Origin of the sequence: Nonomuraea sp. NPDC001636 (assembly GCF_040298265.1) — a bacterium.
In the GTDB taxonomy this organism is placed as follows: domain Bacteria; phylum Actinomycetota; class Actinomycetes; order Streptosporangiales; family Streptosporangiaceae; genus Nonomuraea.
Genome location: NZ_JBEOZT010000034.1, coordinates 13451 through 27728 on the forward strand (window position 1 = coordinate 13451; position 14278 = coordinate 27728).

Genomic DNA, 14278 nt, shown 5'->3' on the forward strand with positions numbered 1-14278 from the left:
CCAACCGGCCCAAGACGCGATATGTTGCGTCTATGACAGATCCGGGTGAGGTGCGCGCGTCGGACGCCGAGCGCGAGGCCGTCGTGGAACAGCTCCGCGTCGCCTCGGTCGAGGGCCGGCTCACGCTCGCCGAGCTGACCGACCGTACCGAGGCCGCCTACACCGCGACCACCCACGCCGAGCTCGCCCTGCTCACCCAGGACCTGCCCGTGGGCGGCGGGCCCGCGCCCGCGCCCGCCCCGGCCCGCGAGGGCGGCAAGCGGCGCTGGTTCGTCGGCATCATGGGCGACACCAAGCGGCGCGGCACCTGGCGCATCGACCAGGAGCTCGGCGCGGTCGCCGTCATGGGCGACGTGCTGCTCGACCTGCGCGAGGCCGAGGTGCGCACGGACGTGGTCGACGTCACGGCGGTGTCCGTGATGGGCGACGTCAAGATCATCGTGCCCGACGGCGTGAACGTCGACCTCGACGGCGTCGCCGTGATGGGCGACAAGAAGGTCGACGTGCTGGAGGCGGCCCCCGGCATGAACGTGCCGGTGATCCGGGTGCGCGCCTACGCGGTGATGGGCGACGTCAAGGTGCTCGGCGACTCCCGCGCCCAGCCGGTCAAGCGCGGCCTGGCCGCCTGGCGGGAGCACTGGCGGGCGCTGCACGGCGACGACTGGCGCGAGGTCGGCCGCCAGATGCGCGACGACGCCCGCGAGGTCGGCCGGCAGATCCGCGACGAGCACCGCGCCCTGGAGCGCGAGCGCCGCGACCGCCGCCGCGACCATCGGGGTTACTGAGGCCGTGCAACGCGGGCGGGGGTCTTCGGCGTAGTGATCGGTGAACATCACCGGACAGTGAGGACCCCTCGATGCGGGATCGTGCCGACTTCGAGCGATACGTCGAGCAGCGCTCGGCCCGCCTGCTCAGGACGGCGTACCTGCTGTGCCGCGACTGGGCCACGGCGGAGGACCTGACGCAGACCGCGCTGGCCAGGGCCTGGCTGGCCTGGCGGCGGGTCGGCGCGAACCCCGACCCGTACGTCTACCGCATCCTGACCAACACGCACGCCTCCTGGTGGCGGCGGCGCTGGCGGGGCGAGGTGGCCACGGGCGAGCTCCCGGACCGCCCCCAGGAAGCGGACGACACGGCCGGGCTCGGCACCCGGGACGCGCTCAGGGCCGCCCTGGCCGCGCTCCCGGCCAAGCAGCGGGCCGTGGTCGTGCTGCGGTACTTCGAGGACCTGCCCGACGAGGCCATCGCCGAGATCGTGGGCTGTTCGGTGTCCACCGTACGCAGTCAGGCCAGCCGCGCGCTGGCCAAGCTGCGACTCGACCCCGCGGCCAGGGCCGCGGCGGAGACGGGGAGCTGACGATGACGGAACAGCGACTGCGCGACCTGCACGACCTGCTCGAACACGACACCGCCGACGCGCCCCCCGGCGGGGTGCGGCTGGCCGACGTGGACGCCCGCGTCCGCCGGATCCGGCGGCGCCGGGGCCGGGCGGCGGCCTCGGTGGCGGCGGCGGCCCTGACGGTCACGGCCGTCACGGTGCTCACCGTGGACGCCCGGCCCGTCCCGGTGTCCGCCCCCGCCGCCGGGGACGTGTGGGCCGGCGCCCTGGCCCAGCCCGCGCCGGCGCGCGCCCAGCCCCGGCCGCCGCTCTTCCACGGCTACACCCGGGGCGGCAGGCGGGAGACGTTCACCTTCGAGTCGAAGGCCGGGAAGGTGTCCTTCGCCCTCACCTGCCCGTCCGGCGGCTACGGGCTGGTCTGGCTGAACGGCGACCTGGTCGCCACCGGCGCGTGCGGGCCCACGGTCCGGCAGCCGCCCGGCTGGTTCGGCGACGCCCAGGCCCGCGACGGCGTGAACGAGCTGAGCGCCGCCGTGGTGCAGGCCGCGGACGCGGGCACCGGCACGATGACCGCCGAGCGCGCCGAGCTGCTGCTTGCCAGGACCGCGTCCTACCCCGCCGAGTGGCGGCTGACGGTGGTGGACGCCCGCACCCGGGCGTGCCGGCCCAACATGGTCAGCGTCGATCCGAGGACCGGCGAGATCAAGGCCCGGTGCTGAGGGTCAGCCGGCCACGGGCAGGCGCTCGCGCAGGGCCGACTCGTACCGCTCCAGCAGCACGTCCACCAGCTCGGGCGCCGGGCCGAGCACGTCGGCGCAGACGGCCGGGGCGGTGGCCCGGCGGATCCGGTCGGCGAAGAAGCCGGGAGCCAGCAGGTAGGGGGCGACGGCCACGCGCGGCGCGCCCGCCGCCCGAAGCCGCGCGACGGCCTCCCCGGGCGTCGGCCCGGCGGCCGAGGCGTAGGCCGCGGTCACCGTCCACCAGCCGGCGCGCCGCCAGGCGCGGGCCATGCCGGCGATCACCTCGTTGGCCCTGGCGTCGCTCGACCCGGCCGAGACCAGCACGACCGCAGTCTCGGGGTCGCCGGCCGGCACGCCCGCCTCCGCCAGCCGCCGCTCCAGCGCCGGCAGCAGCAGCGGGTGCGGCCCGAGCGTCGTGCCGTAGCGGACCCGCAGGCGCGGATCGCGCGCGCGGGCCTCGTTGAGCGCGGCGGGCAGGTCGACCCGGCTGTGGTAGGCCTCGGTGAGCAGCAGCGGCAGCACCACGGCTTCGCTCAGCCCGTCGAGCGCCTGGCCCAGCGTGGGCGCGCAGTGGTCGAGGTAGGCCACCCGCACCGGCACGTCGGGACGCGCCAGGCGCACCCGGTCCAGCAGCGCGGCCACGGTGGCGGCGGCACGCGGGTCGCGCGACCCGTGCGCGACCGCCACCAGTGGCACGCGCCCGGGGGCCGGCCCGTCTGCCAACGGGACGCGGCCCCTGCCGGGGATCACAGGTGAATGCCGCATTCGACCTTCCCCAGCCCCGCCCAGCGGCCGCTGCGCGGGTCCTCGCCCTCGGCGACCTGGCGCGTGCACGGCGCGCAGCCGATCGAGGGGTAGTTGTCGTAGTGCAGGGGGTTGATCAGCACGCCGTTGTCGGCGATGTAGTTGTCGACGTCCTCCTGCGTCCAGGCGGCGATCGGGTTGACCTTCACCATCTGGCGCTTGGCGTCCCACTCGACGACCCTGGTGTCCGTACGGCTGGACGACTCGTCCCGGCGGATGCCGGAGATCCACGCCAGGTACGGCTCCAGCGCCCGGTTGAGCGGCTCGACCTTGCGCAGGTAGCAGCACAGGTCGGGGTTGCGGCCGAACAGGCGCGGCCCGAGGTCGCGATCCTGCTCCTGGACCGTCCTGGACGGCTTGATGTCGATCACGTTGACGTCATAGACCTGCCGCACGGCGTCACGGGTGCCGATCGTCTCGGCGAAGTGGTAGCCGGTGTCGATGAACAGCACGTCCACGCCGGGTTTGACGCGGCTCACCAGGTCGATGAGCAAGGCGTCGCTCATGGAGGACGTCAGGCACAACCGGTCGCCGAACGTCGCCGCCGCCCACCGGATGATCTCCCGGGCCGGGGCGCCCTCAAGGAACGTGGCGGCGGACTCGACGATGTCCTGCAGGTCGAGCGTGCCACGCTGATCTCGCAAACCCACCTCGATGTCGACGAGCGTCATATCTTCACTCCGATTCCGAGAAACTTCAGCTTGAAGGCGCGGGCGCAGGCGCGGCAGTACCAGCCGCCGTCCCCCTCGTAGGGCTCCAGGTCCTCGTCACCGCAGTACGGGCAGTGGAAGGGGACCGCTCGCGTGGTCATTTCAGGTCCGCCTCGTCCGCGCGCTGCACCCAGTCGGCGAAGGACTCGCCCTCCTTCTTCTGGGCGTCGTAGTTGCTCACCACGCGCTCGACGTAGTCGGGCAGGGCCTTGGCGGTGGTCTTCAGTCCGCGCACCTTGCGGCCGAAGCCGGAGTTCACGCCGAGCGAGCCGCCCAGGTGGATCTGGTAGCCCTCGACCTGGTCGCCGTTCTCGTCCACGACGAGCTGGCCCTTCAGGCCGATGTCGGCGACCTGGATGCGGGCGCAGGAGTTGGGGCAGCCGTTGACGTTGATGGTGAGCGGCTGCTCGAAGTCGGGCAGCCGCCGCTCCAGCTCGTCGATCAGGTTCGCGGCGGTGGCCTTGGTCTCGACGATGGCGAGCTTGCAGTACTCGATGCCGGTGCAGGCCATCGTCTGGCGGCGGAACGTGGAGGGGTTGACCTGCAGGTCGTTGGCCTCCAGCTCGGCCACGATGGACTCCACCCGGTCCGGCGCGACGTCGAGGACGACCATCTTCTGCTCGACGGTGGTGCGCACCCGGCCGGAGCCGTGCCGCTCGGCGATGTCGGCGATCACGTGGAGCTTGTCGCCGTCGAGGCGGCCCACCTTGGGCGCGAAGCCCACGTAGAAGTTGCCGTCCTTCTGCGGGTGGACGCCGACGTGGTCGCGGCGGCCGCCGCGCGGCAGGGTGGGCGCCGGGCCGTCGGGCAGGCTCTCCTTGAGGTACTCGGTCTCCAGCACCTCGCGGAACTTCTCCACGCCCCAGTCGTTGACCAGGAACTTCAGCCGGGCCCTGTGCCGCAGCCGCCGGTAGCCGTAGTCGCGGAAGATGCCGATCACGCCCCCGTACACGTCGTCGGCGCGGTCGGGGCTGACGAACACGCCCAGGCGCTTGGCCAGCATCGGGTTGGTGGACAGGCCGCCGCCGACCCACAGGTCGTAGCCCGCCTCGCCGTGCTCGTTGACGACGCCGACGAAGGCGACGTCGTTGATCTCGTGCACCGTGCAGTGGGCCGGGCAGCCGCTCAGCGCGCTCTTGAACTTGCGCGGCAGGTTGGAGTACTCGGGGTTGCCGATGAACTGCCGGTTGATCGAGTGGATGTCGTCGGTGGCGTCCAGCACCTCCTCGGCGTCGATGCCGGCCAGCGGGCAGCCCAGGATCACCCGCGGGGTGTCGCCGCACGCCTCGGTGGTGGACAGGCCGACGGCCTCCAGGCGCTCCCAGATGTCGGGCACCGACTCGATCTCGATCCAGTGGAGCTGGATGTTCTGCCGGTCGGTGAGGTCGGCCGTGCCGCGCGCGTACTCGTTGGCGATGTCGGCGATCGTGCGGAGCTGGCGCAGGTCGAGCTGGCCGCCGTCGATGCGCACGCGGAGCATGAAGTAGCGGTCGTCGAGCTCCTCCGGCTCCAGGACCGCGGTCTTGCCGCCGTCGATGCCGGGCTTGCGCTGGGTGTAGAGGCCGTACCAGCGCATGCGCCCGCGCAGGTCGGCGGGGTCGATCGAGTCGAAGCCGCGCTTGGCGTAGACGTCGATGATGCGCTGACGGACGTTGAGCCCGTCGTCGTTCTTCTTGTTCTCTTCGTTCTTGTTCAGCGGTTCCCGGTAACCGAGGGCCCATTGGCCCTCGCCGCGCGGGCGCTTGTGATGCCGGCTGGCAGGGGTGCTCATTGCGCGTCCTTCGTTTCGTGGGCGCGCGCAGCGTTCCTCCTGCCTCGTCGTCGAGTGCAGGGGTTCAGGTGAATGCGACGCGCTCTGCGGTGGAGAAGATGAGTTAGCGGGCGTCGCAACAGATGGCACTGCGGACACGCTGAAGGTCGACGTGGCGTCGACCGACGAGCATGGGGTCCGCTGGCATACCTTGAAGATACTCCGGAGATCCCGGATGTCCAAGATGGGGTCCAGAGTCTGGACTCCGCGGGCTCCTAACCCTGGCGCGGCCAGTCGAGCGGCGACTCCTGCGGCCGCTCCTCGCTCTGGTGCTGGCAGTCGCACCAGGAGCCGCCGCGGCAGTCGTCGTGACGCTTGTCCTTGCAGCTCTCGCAGATCACGTCTGCATTATTCTCCCAGAACGTTGTTCGGGTTAGGCTGGCGCGCGTGGACCTCATGGCCGGACTGCTGGCCGACCTCCGGGCCGAGAGCGATTCCCTGGAGGCGCTGCTGGCGCCGCTGCGCCCCGCCGACTGGGAGACGCCCACGCCCGCCGCGGGCTGGGCGGTGCGCGACCAGGTGAGCCACCTGGCCTGGTTCGACGACGCCGCCGTGGTCTCGGTCACCGACCCCGACGGCTTCCGCGCCCTGGCCGCGCGGGCCGGCTCGGTGGACGACCTCGCCCACGCCGCGCGCGGCCTGCCGCCGGAGGAACTGCACGCCTGGTTCCGCGCGTCCCGCGCCCGGTCGCTGGAGGCGTTCGCGAGGCTCGGCGCGCGCGTGCGGGTGCCGTGGTTCGGTCCGGCGATGTCGGGGGCGTCGTTCGTCACCGCGCGCCTGATGGAGACCTGGGCCCACGGCCAGGACGTGGCCGACGCGCTCGGCGTCGCCCGGGAGCCCACCGAACGGCTGCGGCACGTGGCCCTGCTCGGCGTCCGCGCCCGGCCCTACAGCTTCGCAGCCCGCGGCCTGCCCGAGCCCGCCGGGCCGGTCCGCGTCGAGCTCACCACCCCCGGCGGCGACCTGTGGACCGCCGGCCCCGCGGACGCGCCCGCCGCCGTGCGCGGCCCGATGCTCGACTTCTGCCTGCTCGTCACCCAGCGCGTGCACCTGTCGGACACCGCCCTGGAACCGGCCGGCGAGCCCGCCCGCGCCTGGATGGAGATCGCCCAGGCGTTCGCCGGGCCGCCGGGGAGCGGGCGGCCGCCCAGGTCAGGGTAAGTTCAGGGTCGTACCGGATGACGTCGGAGGCACGGCCGGTGACATGCTGTGAGCATGCGGACCATTCTGAACGTCATCTGGCTCGTGTTCGCCGGCATCTGGCTGGCGATCGGCTACGCCGTGGCCGGGATCATCTGCTGCATCCTCATCGTCACCATCCCGTTCGGCATCGCCTCGTTCAGGATCGCCGCCTACGCTCTGTGGCCGTTCGGCCGTACGGTCGTGCGCGATCCCGACGCCGGCGTCTTCTCCCTCATCGGCAACGTCATCTGGTGCGTGGTCGCGGGCATCTGGCTGGCGATCGGGCACGTGGTCACCTCGATCCCGCTGTTCATCTCCATCATCGGCATCCCCATGGGCATCGCCAACCTCAAGCTGATCCCCGTCTCCCTCCTCCCGCTGGGCGCGCGCATCGTGGACAACGACTAGGGCAGGAGCCGGGACGTAAGCTGTTCCGGAGAGTCACTGCGAAATACCGTTGGGTGCCATGACGTCCACCAATGCGCCTTCCCGGTCCAGGAGGCGGCTCGCCTCGAACGCCCGGGCCAGGCTGAACTGGGTGCTCGACACCAAGTCGTGGGCGATCGTGCGCGCGGCCACGAACGCCGGTGTCGACTACCGGGTCACCGGCCTGGCCGGCGAGGCCGCGTTCTTCGCGCTGCTGTCGCTGCCGCCGTTCGTGCTGGGCCTGATCGGCGTGCTGGGCAAGCTCGGCACCTGGCTCGGCGGCGGCGTCGTCACCGAGGTCAAGACCTGGGTGATCGAGCAGGCCGGGCTGCTGTTCACCGACGACGCCGTCAAGAAGGTGATCAACCCGCTCATCACCGACGTGCTCAGGGACGACGCCAACAAGGTGTCCATCATCTCCCTGGGCTTCCTGCTGTCGCTGTGGTCGGGCTCGCGGGCGCTCTACGTCTACGTCGACCTCATCTCGGTCGCGTACGGGCTGGGGGAGGAGCGCGGCATCATCCGCACCCGGCTGATGTCGTTCGGCCTCTACGTCGTCGGCCTGATCATCGGCATCATCGTCATGCCGATCCTGGTCATCGGCCCCACCCTGCTCAAGGACGCCCTCCCCGGCGAGTACGGCATCCTCATCGACATCCTCTACTGGCCCGTCGTGATCAGCGGCTCGGTGCTGTTCCTGACCGTGCTCTACCACGTCAGCGTGCCGGTGCGGACGAAGTGGTACCGGGAGCTGCCCGGCGCGATCCTGGCCCTGTTCCTGTGGATCGTGTGCGCCGCCGTGCTGCGGGCGGTGCTGGCGGCCTGGTTCTCGCCGGTGTCGGTCTACGGCTCCCTGGCCGCCCCGATCGCGCTGCTGCTGTGGCTGTACATCACCGCCCTGGCCGTGCTCATCGGAGCCATCCTCAACGCCGAGGTCGACCGGCTCTGGCCGGGTGTGAGCCGGACCAAGTAGCGGGACGAGCGGCCGGTTGCGCATCCGCTATCGTCTAGGGCGACGCGACTGGCGCATTCGGTGGGATCGACCACCAGGGAGCGAATCAACCGGGAGCGGAGGCCGAGCGCCTGGGTCTTCGCCAATTGTCAATGATGACAGGGGAGTCATGAGTTCTCTTGCTAGCGCCGACCCGCAGCTCGCCGAGCTCATCAAGGCGGAGGAGCGCCGCCAGGCCGACACCGTCAAGCTGATCGCGTCCGAGAACTACGTGTCCAAGGCCGTGCTCGAAGCGACCGGCACGGTGCTGACCAACAAGTACTCCGAGGGCTACGCGGGCAAGCGCTACTACGAGGGCCAGCAGGTCATCGACCAGATCGAGACGCTGGCGATCGAGCGGGCCAAGGCCGTGTTCGGCGTCAACCACGCCAACGTCCAGCCGTACTCGGGCTCGCCCGCCAACCTGGCCGTCTACCTGGCCTTCCTGCAGCCCGGCGACACCGTGCTCGGCATGGGCCTGCCGTTCGGCGGCCACCTGACCCACGGCTGGTCGGTCTCGGCCACCGGCAAGTGGTTCAACCCGGTCCGTTACGGCGTGCGCCGCGACACCGGCCGCGTCGACCTCGACGAGGTCCGCGAGCTGGCCCTGGAGCACCGGCCGAAGCTGATCTTCTGCGGCGGCACCGCGATCCCGCGCACGATCGACTTCGAGGGCTTCGCCTCCATCGCCCGCGAGGTCGGCGCCGTGCTCGCGGCCGACATCGCGCACATCGCCGGCCTGGTCGCGGGCGGCGCCCACCCGTCCCCGGTGGGTCACGCCGACGTGATCTCCACGACCACCCACAAGACGCTGCGCGGCCCGCGCGGCGCGATGCTCATGGCCACCAGCGACGAGCACGCCACCGCGCTCAACAAGGCCGTCTTCCCCGGCCTCCAGGGCGGCCCGCACAACCACACCACCGCCGCCATCGCCGTCGCGCTGCACGAGGCCGCCCAGCCGTCCTTCCGCGACTACGCCCACCAGGTCGTCGCCAACGCCAAGGCGCTGGCCGAGGAGCTGTCCAGCCGGGGCTTCGACCTGGTCTCCGGCGGCACCGACAACCACCTGATCCTGCTCGACCTGACGCCCAAGGGCATCGGCGGCAAGCCCGCCGCCCAGGCGCTCGACCGGGCCGGCCTGGAGACCAACTACAACGCGGTGCCGTTCGACACCCGCAAGCCGTTCGACCCGTCGGGCATCCGCATCGGCACCCCGTCGGTCACCTCGCGCGGCATGGGCGAGGCCGAGATGCGGCAGATCGGCGCCTGGATGGACGAGGTCGTCACGGCCCTGGCCAAGGGCGACGCCGAGGACGTCATCACCCGCGTCCACCACGAGGTCAGCGAGCTGACCGCGCAGTTCCCGGCCCCCGGCCTGGCCTGATCCCGCGGCCCGCCCGTCCGGCCCGTCCCGCCCCTCGCGGCGGGCGGCCGGACGGTCAGTGCCGGACCGTCACCACGATCTTGCCGAACTGCGCGTTCGACTCCAGGTGCCGGTGGGCCTCGACGATCTCCTCCAGGTCGAACGTGCGGTCCACCACCGCCCGGAAGGCCCCCGAGCGCAGCCCCGAGGCCACGAACGCCGCCGCCCGCCGCAGCCGTTCGGGCACCCGCGTCGTCTCGTGCATCGTGTACGTCCGCATGTTCAGCGCCGGCATGCCGAGGTCGATCCCCGGATAGGGCGTCGGCTCGCCGCTCAGCGCGCCGTACACCAGCAGCAGCCCCTCGGGGGCGACCACCCTGGCCAGGTCCGTCACGCCCGGCCCGGCCACCGCGTCGAAGACGAACTCCGCACCGCGCCCGCCCGTGGCCGCCAGCACCCGCTCGGTCACGTCCTCCTCCTCGGTGACGATCACCTCGGCCGCCCCCTCCTTCAGCAGGGCCTCCTTCTTGGCCGCGGTGCGGGTGAGCGCGATCGGCGTGGCGCCCATGCGGTCGGCGACCCGGATGGCGGCCAGGCCCACGCTGCTGGAGGCGGCGTTCAGCACCACCGTGTCCCCGGGACGCATCCCGCCCACCTCCACCAGCGCGCCGTAGGCCGTCACGTACGGCATCCACACGGCCGCGCCCTCCACCGGGTCCACCCCTTCGGGACGGGGCAGCACCGCCGCCGCCGGCACGACCGCCCGCTCGGCGTACACGCCGTAGTCGTTCTGCGAGAACGCCGGCACCGTGCTCACCGGCTGGCCGGTCCGCAACCCGGTGACGCCCGCGCCCACCGCCTCGACCACCCCGGCGGCCTCGGTGCCCAGCCGGGCGGGGAAACTCCGTACGGGCTCGATGTAGTGGCCGCTGCGGAACAGCGCCTCGGCCCGGTTGAGGCCGATCGCGTCCACCCGGATGCGCACCTCGCCGGGCCCCGGCTCGCCGGCCGCCACGTCCGCCGGCTTCAGCACCTCGGGCCCGCCGAGCTCGTGGAACAGCACCGTCCTGGTCATCACATCGTCCTTCCGCGTCAGAGGCCGCCATTCAACCGCTGAAGTACGACCGCCGTCAAACTTCGATGGATGTCGTACTATGGACCCATGGACGCCGACCGCACCCCTGACCACCCCGACCTGCGCGAAGTCACCCTGCAACGGGTTCTCGAAGCCCTCGTCGACCCGGTCCGGCGCAGCATCGTCACCCAGCTCGCCACCGCCGCCGGCGACATCAGCTGCGGCGGGTTCGACATCTCGGTGAGCAAGTCCACCGCCACCCACCACTTCCGGGTGCTGCGCGAGGCCGGCCTCATCCGGCAGCACTACGCCGGCACCTCCCGCCTGAACACCCTGCGCAGGGCCGAGTTCGACCGGGCGTTCCCCGGTCTGCTCGACGCCGTCGTCACCGCCGACCGCGCGTCCGCCTGAACGCGGCGAGGCCCTCCCGCCCGCGGCGGAAGGGCCTCGCGCGGGCCTGCGACCTCAGGTCCTGACGGTGAGCAGCGTCGTGCCCGTCCTGGTGACCACCTCGAAGCGGTCGATCTCCGCCAGCGGCGTCGCGCTGCCGCCGTGCATGTAGAGCGGGGCCGGCGAGCCCGGCACGCCGTAACCCGGCGCCGGCACCGACCATCCGGTCATCACCCGCCGCTCGCCCGACTTGCCCACCGACACCAGCTCGCACTCCAGCGGCCCCTTCACCCCCGACAGCTTGAGCGCGGCGTGCGTGCCCCAGCCCTTCGACTCCACCACCAGCCCGCCCGACACCCCGCCGACGCCCTTGCCCGCGATCGGCGTGCCGTCGGCGTAGAACTGCTCGGCCGGGCCCATGTGGTCGGCGCGTCCCGCCATGGCCTGCGGCGGGTCGCCGCCGCCGGTGAGCTGCGTGCCGACGGTCAGCCCGCCGGCCACCAGGGCGACCGCCGCGGCCATCCCGAGCAGGAACGTCCCCCTGCGGGCCCGCCGGTCGGCCGCCTTCTTGCGCTGGAGCAGGTCGACCACGCCGGCCTGCCCCTCACGAGGAGGGCCGGCGTCCTCCAGGGGGCCGATGCCGTGCAGCACGCTCGCGACCCCCGCCAGGTCCGACAGCTCGAAGCGGCAGGAGGGGCAGGTGCGCAGGTGGGACTCGAAGGCCAGCCGGTCGTCCTCCTCCAGCAGGCCGAGGGCGTAGGCGCCCACGTCGGTGTGCTCGACTCCCGCGGTCACGCCGTCACCCCCCGCTCCTCCAGCGCGACCCGCAGCGCGCGGACCGCGTAGTAGACCCGCGACTTCACGGTGCCCACCGGGATGCCGAGCGCGGCGGCGGCGTCGTTGACCGACCGGTCCCGCAGGATCGTCTCGTTCAGGATCTCGCGGTGCGCCGGTGACAACGCCTTCAGCGCCTCCGACACGACCACCTGGCGCAGCAGCCCCTCCAGCTCGTCCGGCACCGGCACGCTGTCCAGCGCCGCGTCGCCCGATTCCGGCGGGCGGGCCTCCCTGCGCCGCCGGTCGTCGATCACGATGCGTCTGGCCACCGTGGCGAGCCAGGGCATGAGCGAGACCGAGTCGGGGTCCAGCCGCTCCGCGCTGCGCCAGGCCCGGATCATCGTCTCCTGCACCACGTCTTCCGCCCACTGCCGGTCGCCCGCCGTCAGCCGTACCACGAAGGCCAGCAGCGGCCGGTGGTACTCCCGGTAGAGCGCGGACACGACCACCTCGTCGTCCGGTCGCACCCGCCGGATCAGGTGGCGTAGGCGCGGCTTGCCCACCGGGGCCGTCTCCTCGGCCGAGGGCGGGGGATACGTGCTGATCCGCATCATTCCCCTTTCTCGCGTCCGTCGGGAGGGAGTACGCTCGGCCGCCCTGGCGGGGTTCAACGGATCGCCGAACATAATGCGATTGCATCTGCCGGGACAGGGTGGTTAGAGTCGCCTTCGTACCGATCGAGGAGGTGAGGGCTATGCGGGTCGTTCTGTTCCGCCTGTCGTCCGTCTACCTCCGGGCCCTCGTCTGAGCTGCCCGTTTCCTTCTCGATCAAAGGTTTCACCGTCTTGTCTTACGACCTTTCCCTGCTCGGCTGGACCGATGTGCGTGCCGCCGAGCTCCCTGCTGACACCGTCCCGGCGCGGGTGGCCCGCGTCGACCGCGGCGCCGCCGAGGTGATCGCCGCCGACGGTCAGCACCACGTCCGCTACGGCGCCCGCGTGCGCCGTTCCTCCGCCGACGACCCGGTGGCCCTGCCGTGCGTCGGCGACTGGGTCGCGCTCAGATGGCTGCCCGAAGGCCGGTACGAGCTCGACCAGGTGCTCTCCAGGACCACCGCGTTCATCCGGGGCGGCGTGAGCCGCCACTCGACCGGCGGCCTGTCCGGCGACGGCCAGGGCCAGGTGCTCGCGGCCAACGTCGACGTCGTCTTCGTGGCCGAGCCGTCCATGCACTCGACCGACTTCGCCGACCTCGGCCGCATCGAGCGCCTGGTGGCCCTCGCCTGGGAGTCCGGCGGCACGCCCGTCGTGCTGGTGACCAAGTCCGACCTGTTCGAGGCGGGCCTCGACGAGCTGATGGCCGACGTGCGCGCCGCCGCGCCGGGCGTCGACGTGCACGCCGTCTCCTCGGTGCTGGGTGAGGGGGTCTCGCTGGCCGCCAGCTACCTGCACGGCTCCCGTACGGCGGTCGTGCTCGGGCCTTCCGGCGCGGGCAAGTCCACCCTGGTCAACGCGCTGGCCGAGACCGGCGTGATGGACACCCAGCAAGTGCGCGCGGCCGACGGGCGCGGACGGCACACCACCGTCCACCGGGAGCTGATCCCGCTGCCCGGCGGCGGCCTGATCATCGACACGCCGGGCATCCGCCGGATCGGCCTCTACGACATCGGCGACGGCGTCGACCTCGTCTTCGCCGACATCGAGCAGCTGGCCGAGCGGTGCCGCTTCGCCGACTGCGGGCACGTCAGCGAGCCCGGCTGCGCCGTCCTCGACGCCATGGAGAACGGCGAGCTGCCCGAACGCCGGCTGCAGAGCTGGCGCAAGCTGCAACGCGAGGCCGCCTGGATGGCGTCCCGCACGGATGCGCGGCTGCGCAAGGAGCAGCAGAACAAGTGGAAGATCATCCACAAGGAGATGCGCCGCTCCAGCCGCAACCGCCCCTGACCGTCCCTGACCGTCCGCGGCCGGCTTTCTCGCCTTCCTCCTGCCTGGTGCGGAAGGGAGGCGAGTAGAGCCGGTCGTGCGGGTATGCACAGGTCATGCAGGTGTTCGCGGATCGGGCCGAGGCCGGGGCGTTGCTGGCCGAGCGGCTGCCGGAGGTGCACGACCCCGTCGTGCTGGCGTTGCCGCGCGGCGGGGTCGCCGTGGCCGTGCCCGTCGTCCGCCGGCTCGGCGGCGAGCTGGACGTGCTCGTCACCCGGAAGATCGGCTACCCGCCCGCTCCCGAGCTGGGCGTGGGGGCGATCGCCGAGGGCGGCGAGCCGGTGTTCGACCTGACGATGCTCGACCGGCTGGGCCTGACGCCCGAGGACGTGGCCGACGTGGTCGAGCGGGAGCGGCACGAGCTGGCCAGGCGGGTACGGGCCTACCGGGGCGACCGGCCGCTGCCGCCGCTGGCCGGACGCGAGGTGATCGTCGTGGACGACGGCCTCGCCACGGGCGTGACGGCACGGGCCGCCCTGCGCGCGGTGGCCGCGGCCGGCCCCGCCAGGGTGACGCTGGCCGTGCCGGTCGGCGCCGAGGAGACCGTCGAGATGATGCGTGCGGAGGCCGACGAGGTGGTGGTGCTGCTCACCCCGATCGACTTCAGGGCGGTCGGCCAGTGGTACGAGCACTTCGACCAGCTCACCGACGACGACGTGCTCGACCTCCTGGAGCGGAGGTGACCTTCG

At 72.3% G+C, this 14278-nt stretch carries 19 protein-coding genes and 1 riboswitch; of the genes, 10 read left to right on the forward strand and 9 right to left on the reverse strand.

The genetic code is table 11. The features are described from left to right. Window positions 1-32: 32 nt before the first annotated feature. The 3 genes from ABT158_RS42990 to ABT158_RS43000 all read left to right on the forward strand — a co-directional run bounded on the left by ABT158_RS42990 (window position 33) and on the right by ABT158_RS43000 (window position 2058). On the forward strand, window positions 33-785 hold the full coding sequence (locus ABT158_RS42990) for a DUF1707 SHOCT-like domain-containing protein (RefSeq protein WP_352363800.1): 753 nt from the start codon (window positions 33-35) through the stop codon (window positions 783-785). A 71-nt stretch (window positions 786-856) separates the two neighbouring features. Beyond that, complete coding sequence (locus ABT158_RS42995) at window positions 857-1357, forward strand: SigE family RNA polymerase sigma factor (protein ID WP_352363802.1); 501 nt, start codon at window positions 857-859, stop codon at window positions 1355-1357. 2 nt (window positions 1358-1359) lie between these two features. After that, on the forward strand, window positions 1360-2058 hold the full coding sequence (locus ABT158_RS43000) for a hypothetical protein (RefSeq protein ID WP_352363803.1): 699 nt from the start codon (window positions 1360-1362) through the stop codon (window positions 2056-2058). A 3-nt stretch (window positions 2059-2061) separates the two neighbouring features. On the opposite strand, the gene ABT158_RS43005 is transcribed toward ABT158_RS43000, so the two are convergent. From ABT158_RS43005 to ABT158_RS43030, 6 genes are all read right to left on the reverse strand, one after another. Further along, complete coding sequence (locus tag ABT158_RS43005) at window positions 2062-2766, reverse strand: sirohydrochlorin chelatase (RefSeq protein ID WP_352363805.1); 705 nt, start codon at window positions 2764-2766, stop codon at window positions 2062-2064. Window positions 2767-2825: 59 nt separating this feature from the next. After that, entirely contained in the window at window positions 2826-3554 is a 729-nt protein-coding gene (locus ABT158_RS43010) for a phosphoadenylyl-sulfate reductase (protein WP_352328173.1), read from the reverse strand. Further along, window positions 3551-3694, reverse strand: a complete 144-nt coding sequence (locus ABT158_RS43015; protein ID WP_103955276.1) for an Insertion element protein — start codon at window positions 3692-3694, stop codon at window positions 3551-3553. Before ABT158_RS43015 ends, ABT158_RS43010 begins: the two co-directional genes overlap by 4 nt. After that, entirely contained in the window at window positions 3691-5364 is a 1674-nt protein-coding gene (locus ABT158_RS43020) for a nitrite/sulfite reductase (protein ID WP_352363808.1), read from the reverse strand. The genes ABT158_RS43015 and ABT158_RS43020 overlap by 4 nt, the downstream gene beginning before the upstream one ends. Window positions 5365-5467: 103 nt before the next feature. After that, window positions 5468-5551 carry a putative leader peptide gene (locus ABT158_RS43025; protein ID WP_311132608.1) on the reverse strand — a complete coding sequence of 28 codons (84 nt, stop codon included), beginning with the start codon at window positions 5549-5551 and terminating at the stop codon, window positions 5468-5470. Window positions 5552-5618: 67 nt separating this feature from the next. Next, the gene (locus ABT158_RS43030; RefSeq protein WP_352328175.1) at window positions 5619-5744 is read right to left on the reverse strand and encodes a hypothetical protein; all 126 of its coding nucleotides are present in this window, start codon (window positions 5742-5744) and stop codon (window positions 5619-5621) included. Window positions 5745-5799: 55 nt separating this feature from the next. Here ABT158_RS43030 and ABT158_RS43035 point away from each other — a divergent pair, with 55 nt between their 5' ends. The 4 genes from ABT158_RS43035 (at window position 5800) to glyA (ending at window position 9386) form a co-directional block, all read left to right on the forward strand. Continuing rightward, window positions 5800-6564, forward strand: a complete 765-nt coding sequence (locus tag ABT158_RS43035) for a TIGR03084 family metal-binding protein (RefSeq protein ID WP_352363985.1) — start codon at window positions 5800-5802, stop codon at window positions 6562-6564. Window positions 6565-6618: 54 nt separating this feature from the next. Then, window positions 6619-6993, forward strand: a complete 375-nt coding sequence (locus ABT158_RS43040; RefSeq protein ID WP_352363810.1) for a YccF domain-containing protein — start codon at window positions 6619-6621, stop codon at window positions 6991-6993. Window positions 6994-7051: 58 nt separating this feature from the next. Continuing rightward, on the forward strand, window positions 7052-7984 hold the full coding sequence (locus tag ABT158_RS43045) for a YihY/virulence factor BrkB family protein (RefSeq protein WP_352363812.1): 933 nt from the start codon (window positions 7052-7054) through the stop codon (window positions 7982-7984). Between the two features lie 34 nt (window positions 7985-8018). After that, a riboswitch (ZMP/ZTP riboswitch) is annotated at window positions 8019-8107 on the forward strand. Between the two features lies 1 nt (window position 8108). Beyond that, window positions 8109-9386, forward strand: a complete 1278-nt coding sequence (glyA, locus tag ABT158_RS43050; RefSeq protein ID WP_502911616.1) for a serine hydroxymethyltransferase — start codon at window positions 8109-8111, stop codon at window positions 9384-9386. Window positions 9387-9441: 55 nt separating this feature from the next. Here glyA and ABT158_RS43055 read toward each other — a convergent pair whose 3' ends face one another. After that, on the reverse strand, window positions 9442-10440 hold the full coding sequence (locus tag ABT158_RS43055; RefSeq protein ID WP_352363816.1) for a zinc-dependent alcohol dehydrogenase family protein: 999 nt from the start codon (window positions 10438-10440) through the stop codon (window positions 9442-9444). 87 nt (window positions 10441-10527) lie between these two features. Here ABT158_RS43055 and ABT158_RS43060 point away from each other — a divergent pair, with 87 nt between their 5' ends. Next, a complete protein-coding gene (locus tag ABT158_RS43060; protein WP_352363817.1) occupies window positions 10528-10851 on the forward strand; it encodes an ArsR/SmtB family transcription factor in 324 nt (107 codons plus the stop codon). Window positions 10852-10905: 54 nt separating this feature from the next. Here the strand turns inward: ABT158_RS43060 and ABT158_RS43065 are convergent, their stop codons facing one another. Both ABT158_RS43065 and ABT158_RS43070 read right to left on the reverse strand, forming a co-directional pair. Then, complete coding sequence (locus ABT158_RS43065; RefSeq protein WP_352363819.1) at window positions 10906-11625, reverse strand: anti-sigma factor family protein; 720 nt, start codon at window positions 11623-11625, stop codon at window positions 10906-10908. After that, window positions 11622-12218 carry a sigma-70 family RNA polymerase sigma factor gene (locus ABT158_RS43070; RefSeq protein WP_502911617.1) on the reverse strand — a complete coding sequence of 199 codons (597 nt, stop codon included), beginning with the start codon at window positions 12216-12218 and terminating at the stop codon, window positions 11622-11624. Before ABT158_RS43070 ends, ABT158_RS43065 begins: the two co-directional genes overlap by 4 nt. A gap of 234 nt (window positions 12219-12452) precedes the next feature. On the opposite strand from ABT158_RS43070, the gene rsgA reads away from it, so the two are divergent. Together rsgA and ABT158_RS43080 are read left to right on the forward strand one after the other, a co-directional pair. Continuing rightward, window positions 12453-13550 carry a ribosome small subunit-dependent GTPase A gene (rsgA, locus tag ABT158_RS43075; protein ID WP_352363821.1) on the forward strand — a complete coding sequence of 366 codons (1098 nt, stop codon included), beginning with the start codon at window positions 12453-12455 and terminating at the stop codon, window positions 13548-13550. Between the two features lie 95 nt (window positions 13551-13645). Then, a complete protein-coding gene (locus tag ABT158_RS43080; protein ID WP_352363823.1) occupies window positions 13646-14272 on the forward strand; it encodes a phosphoribosyltransferase in 627 nt (208 codons plus the stop codon). Window positions 14273-14278: the final 6 nt, after the last annotated feature.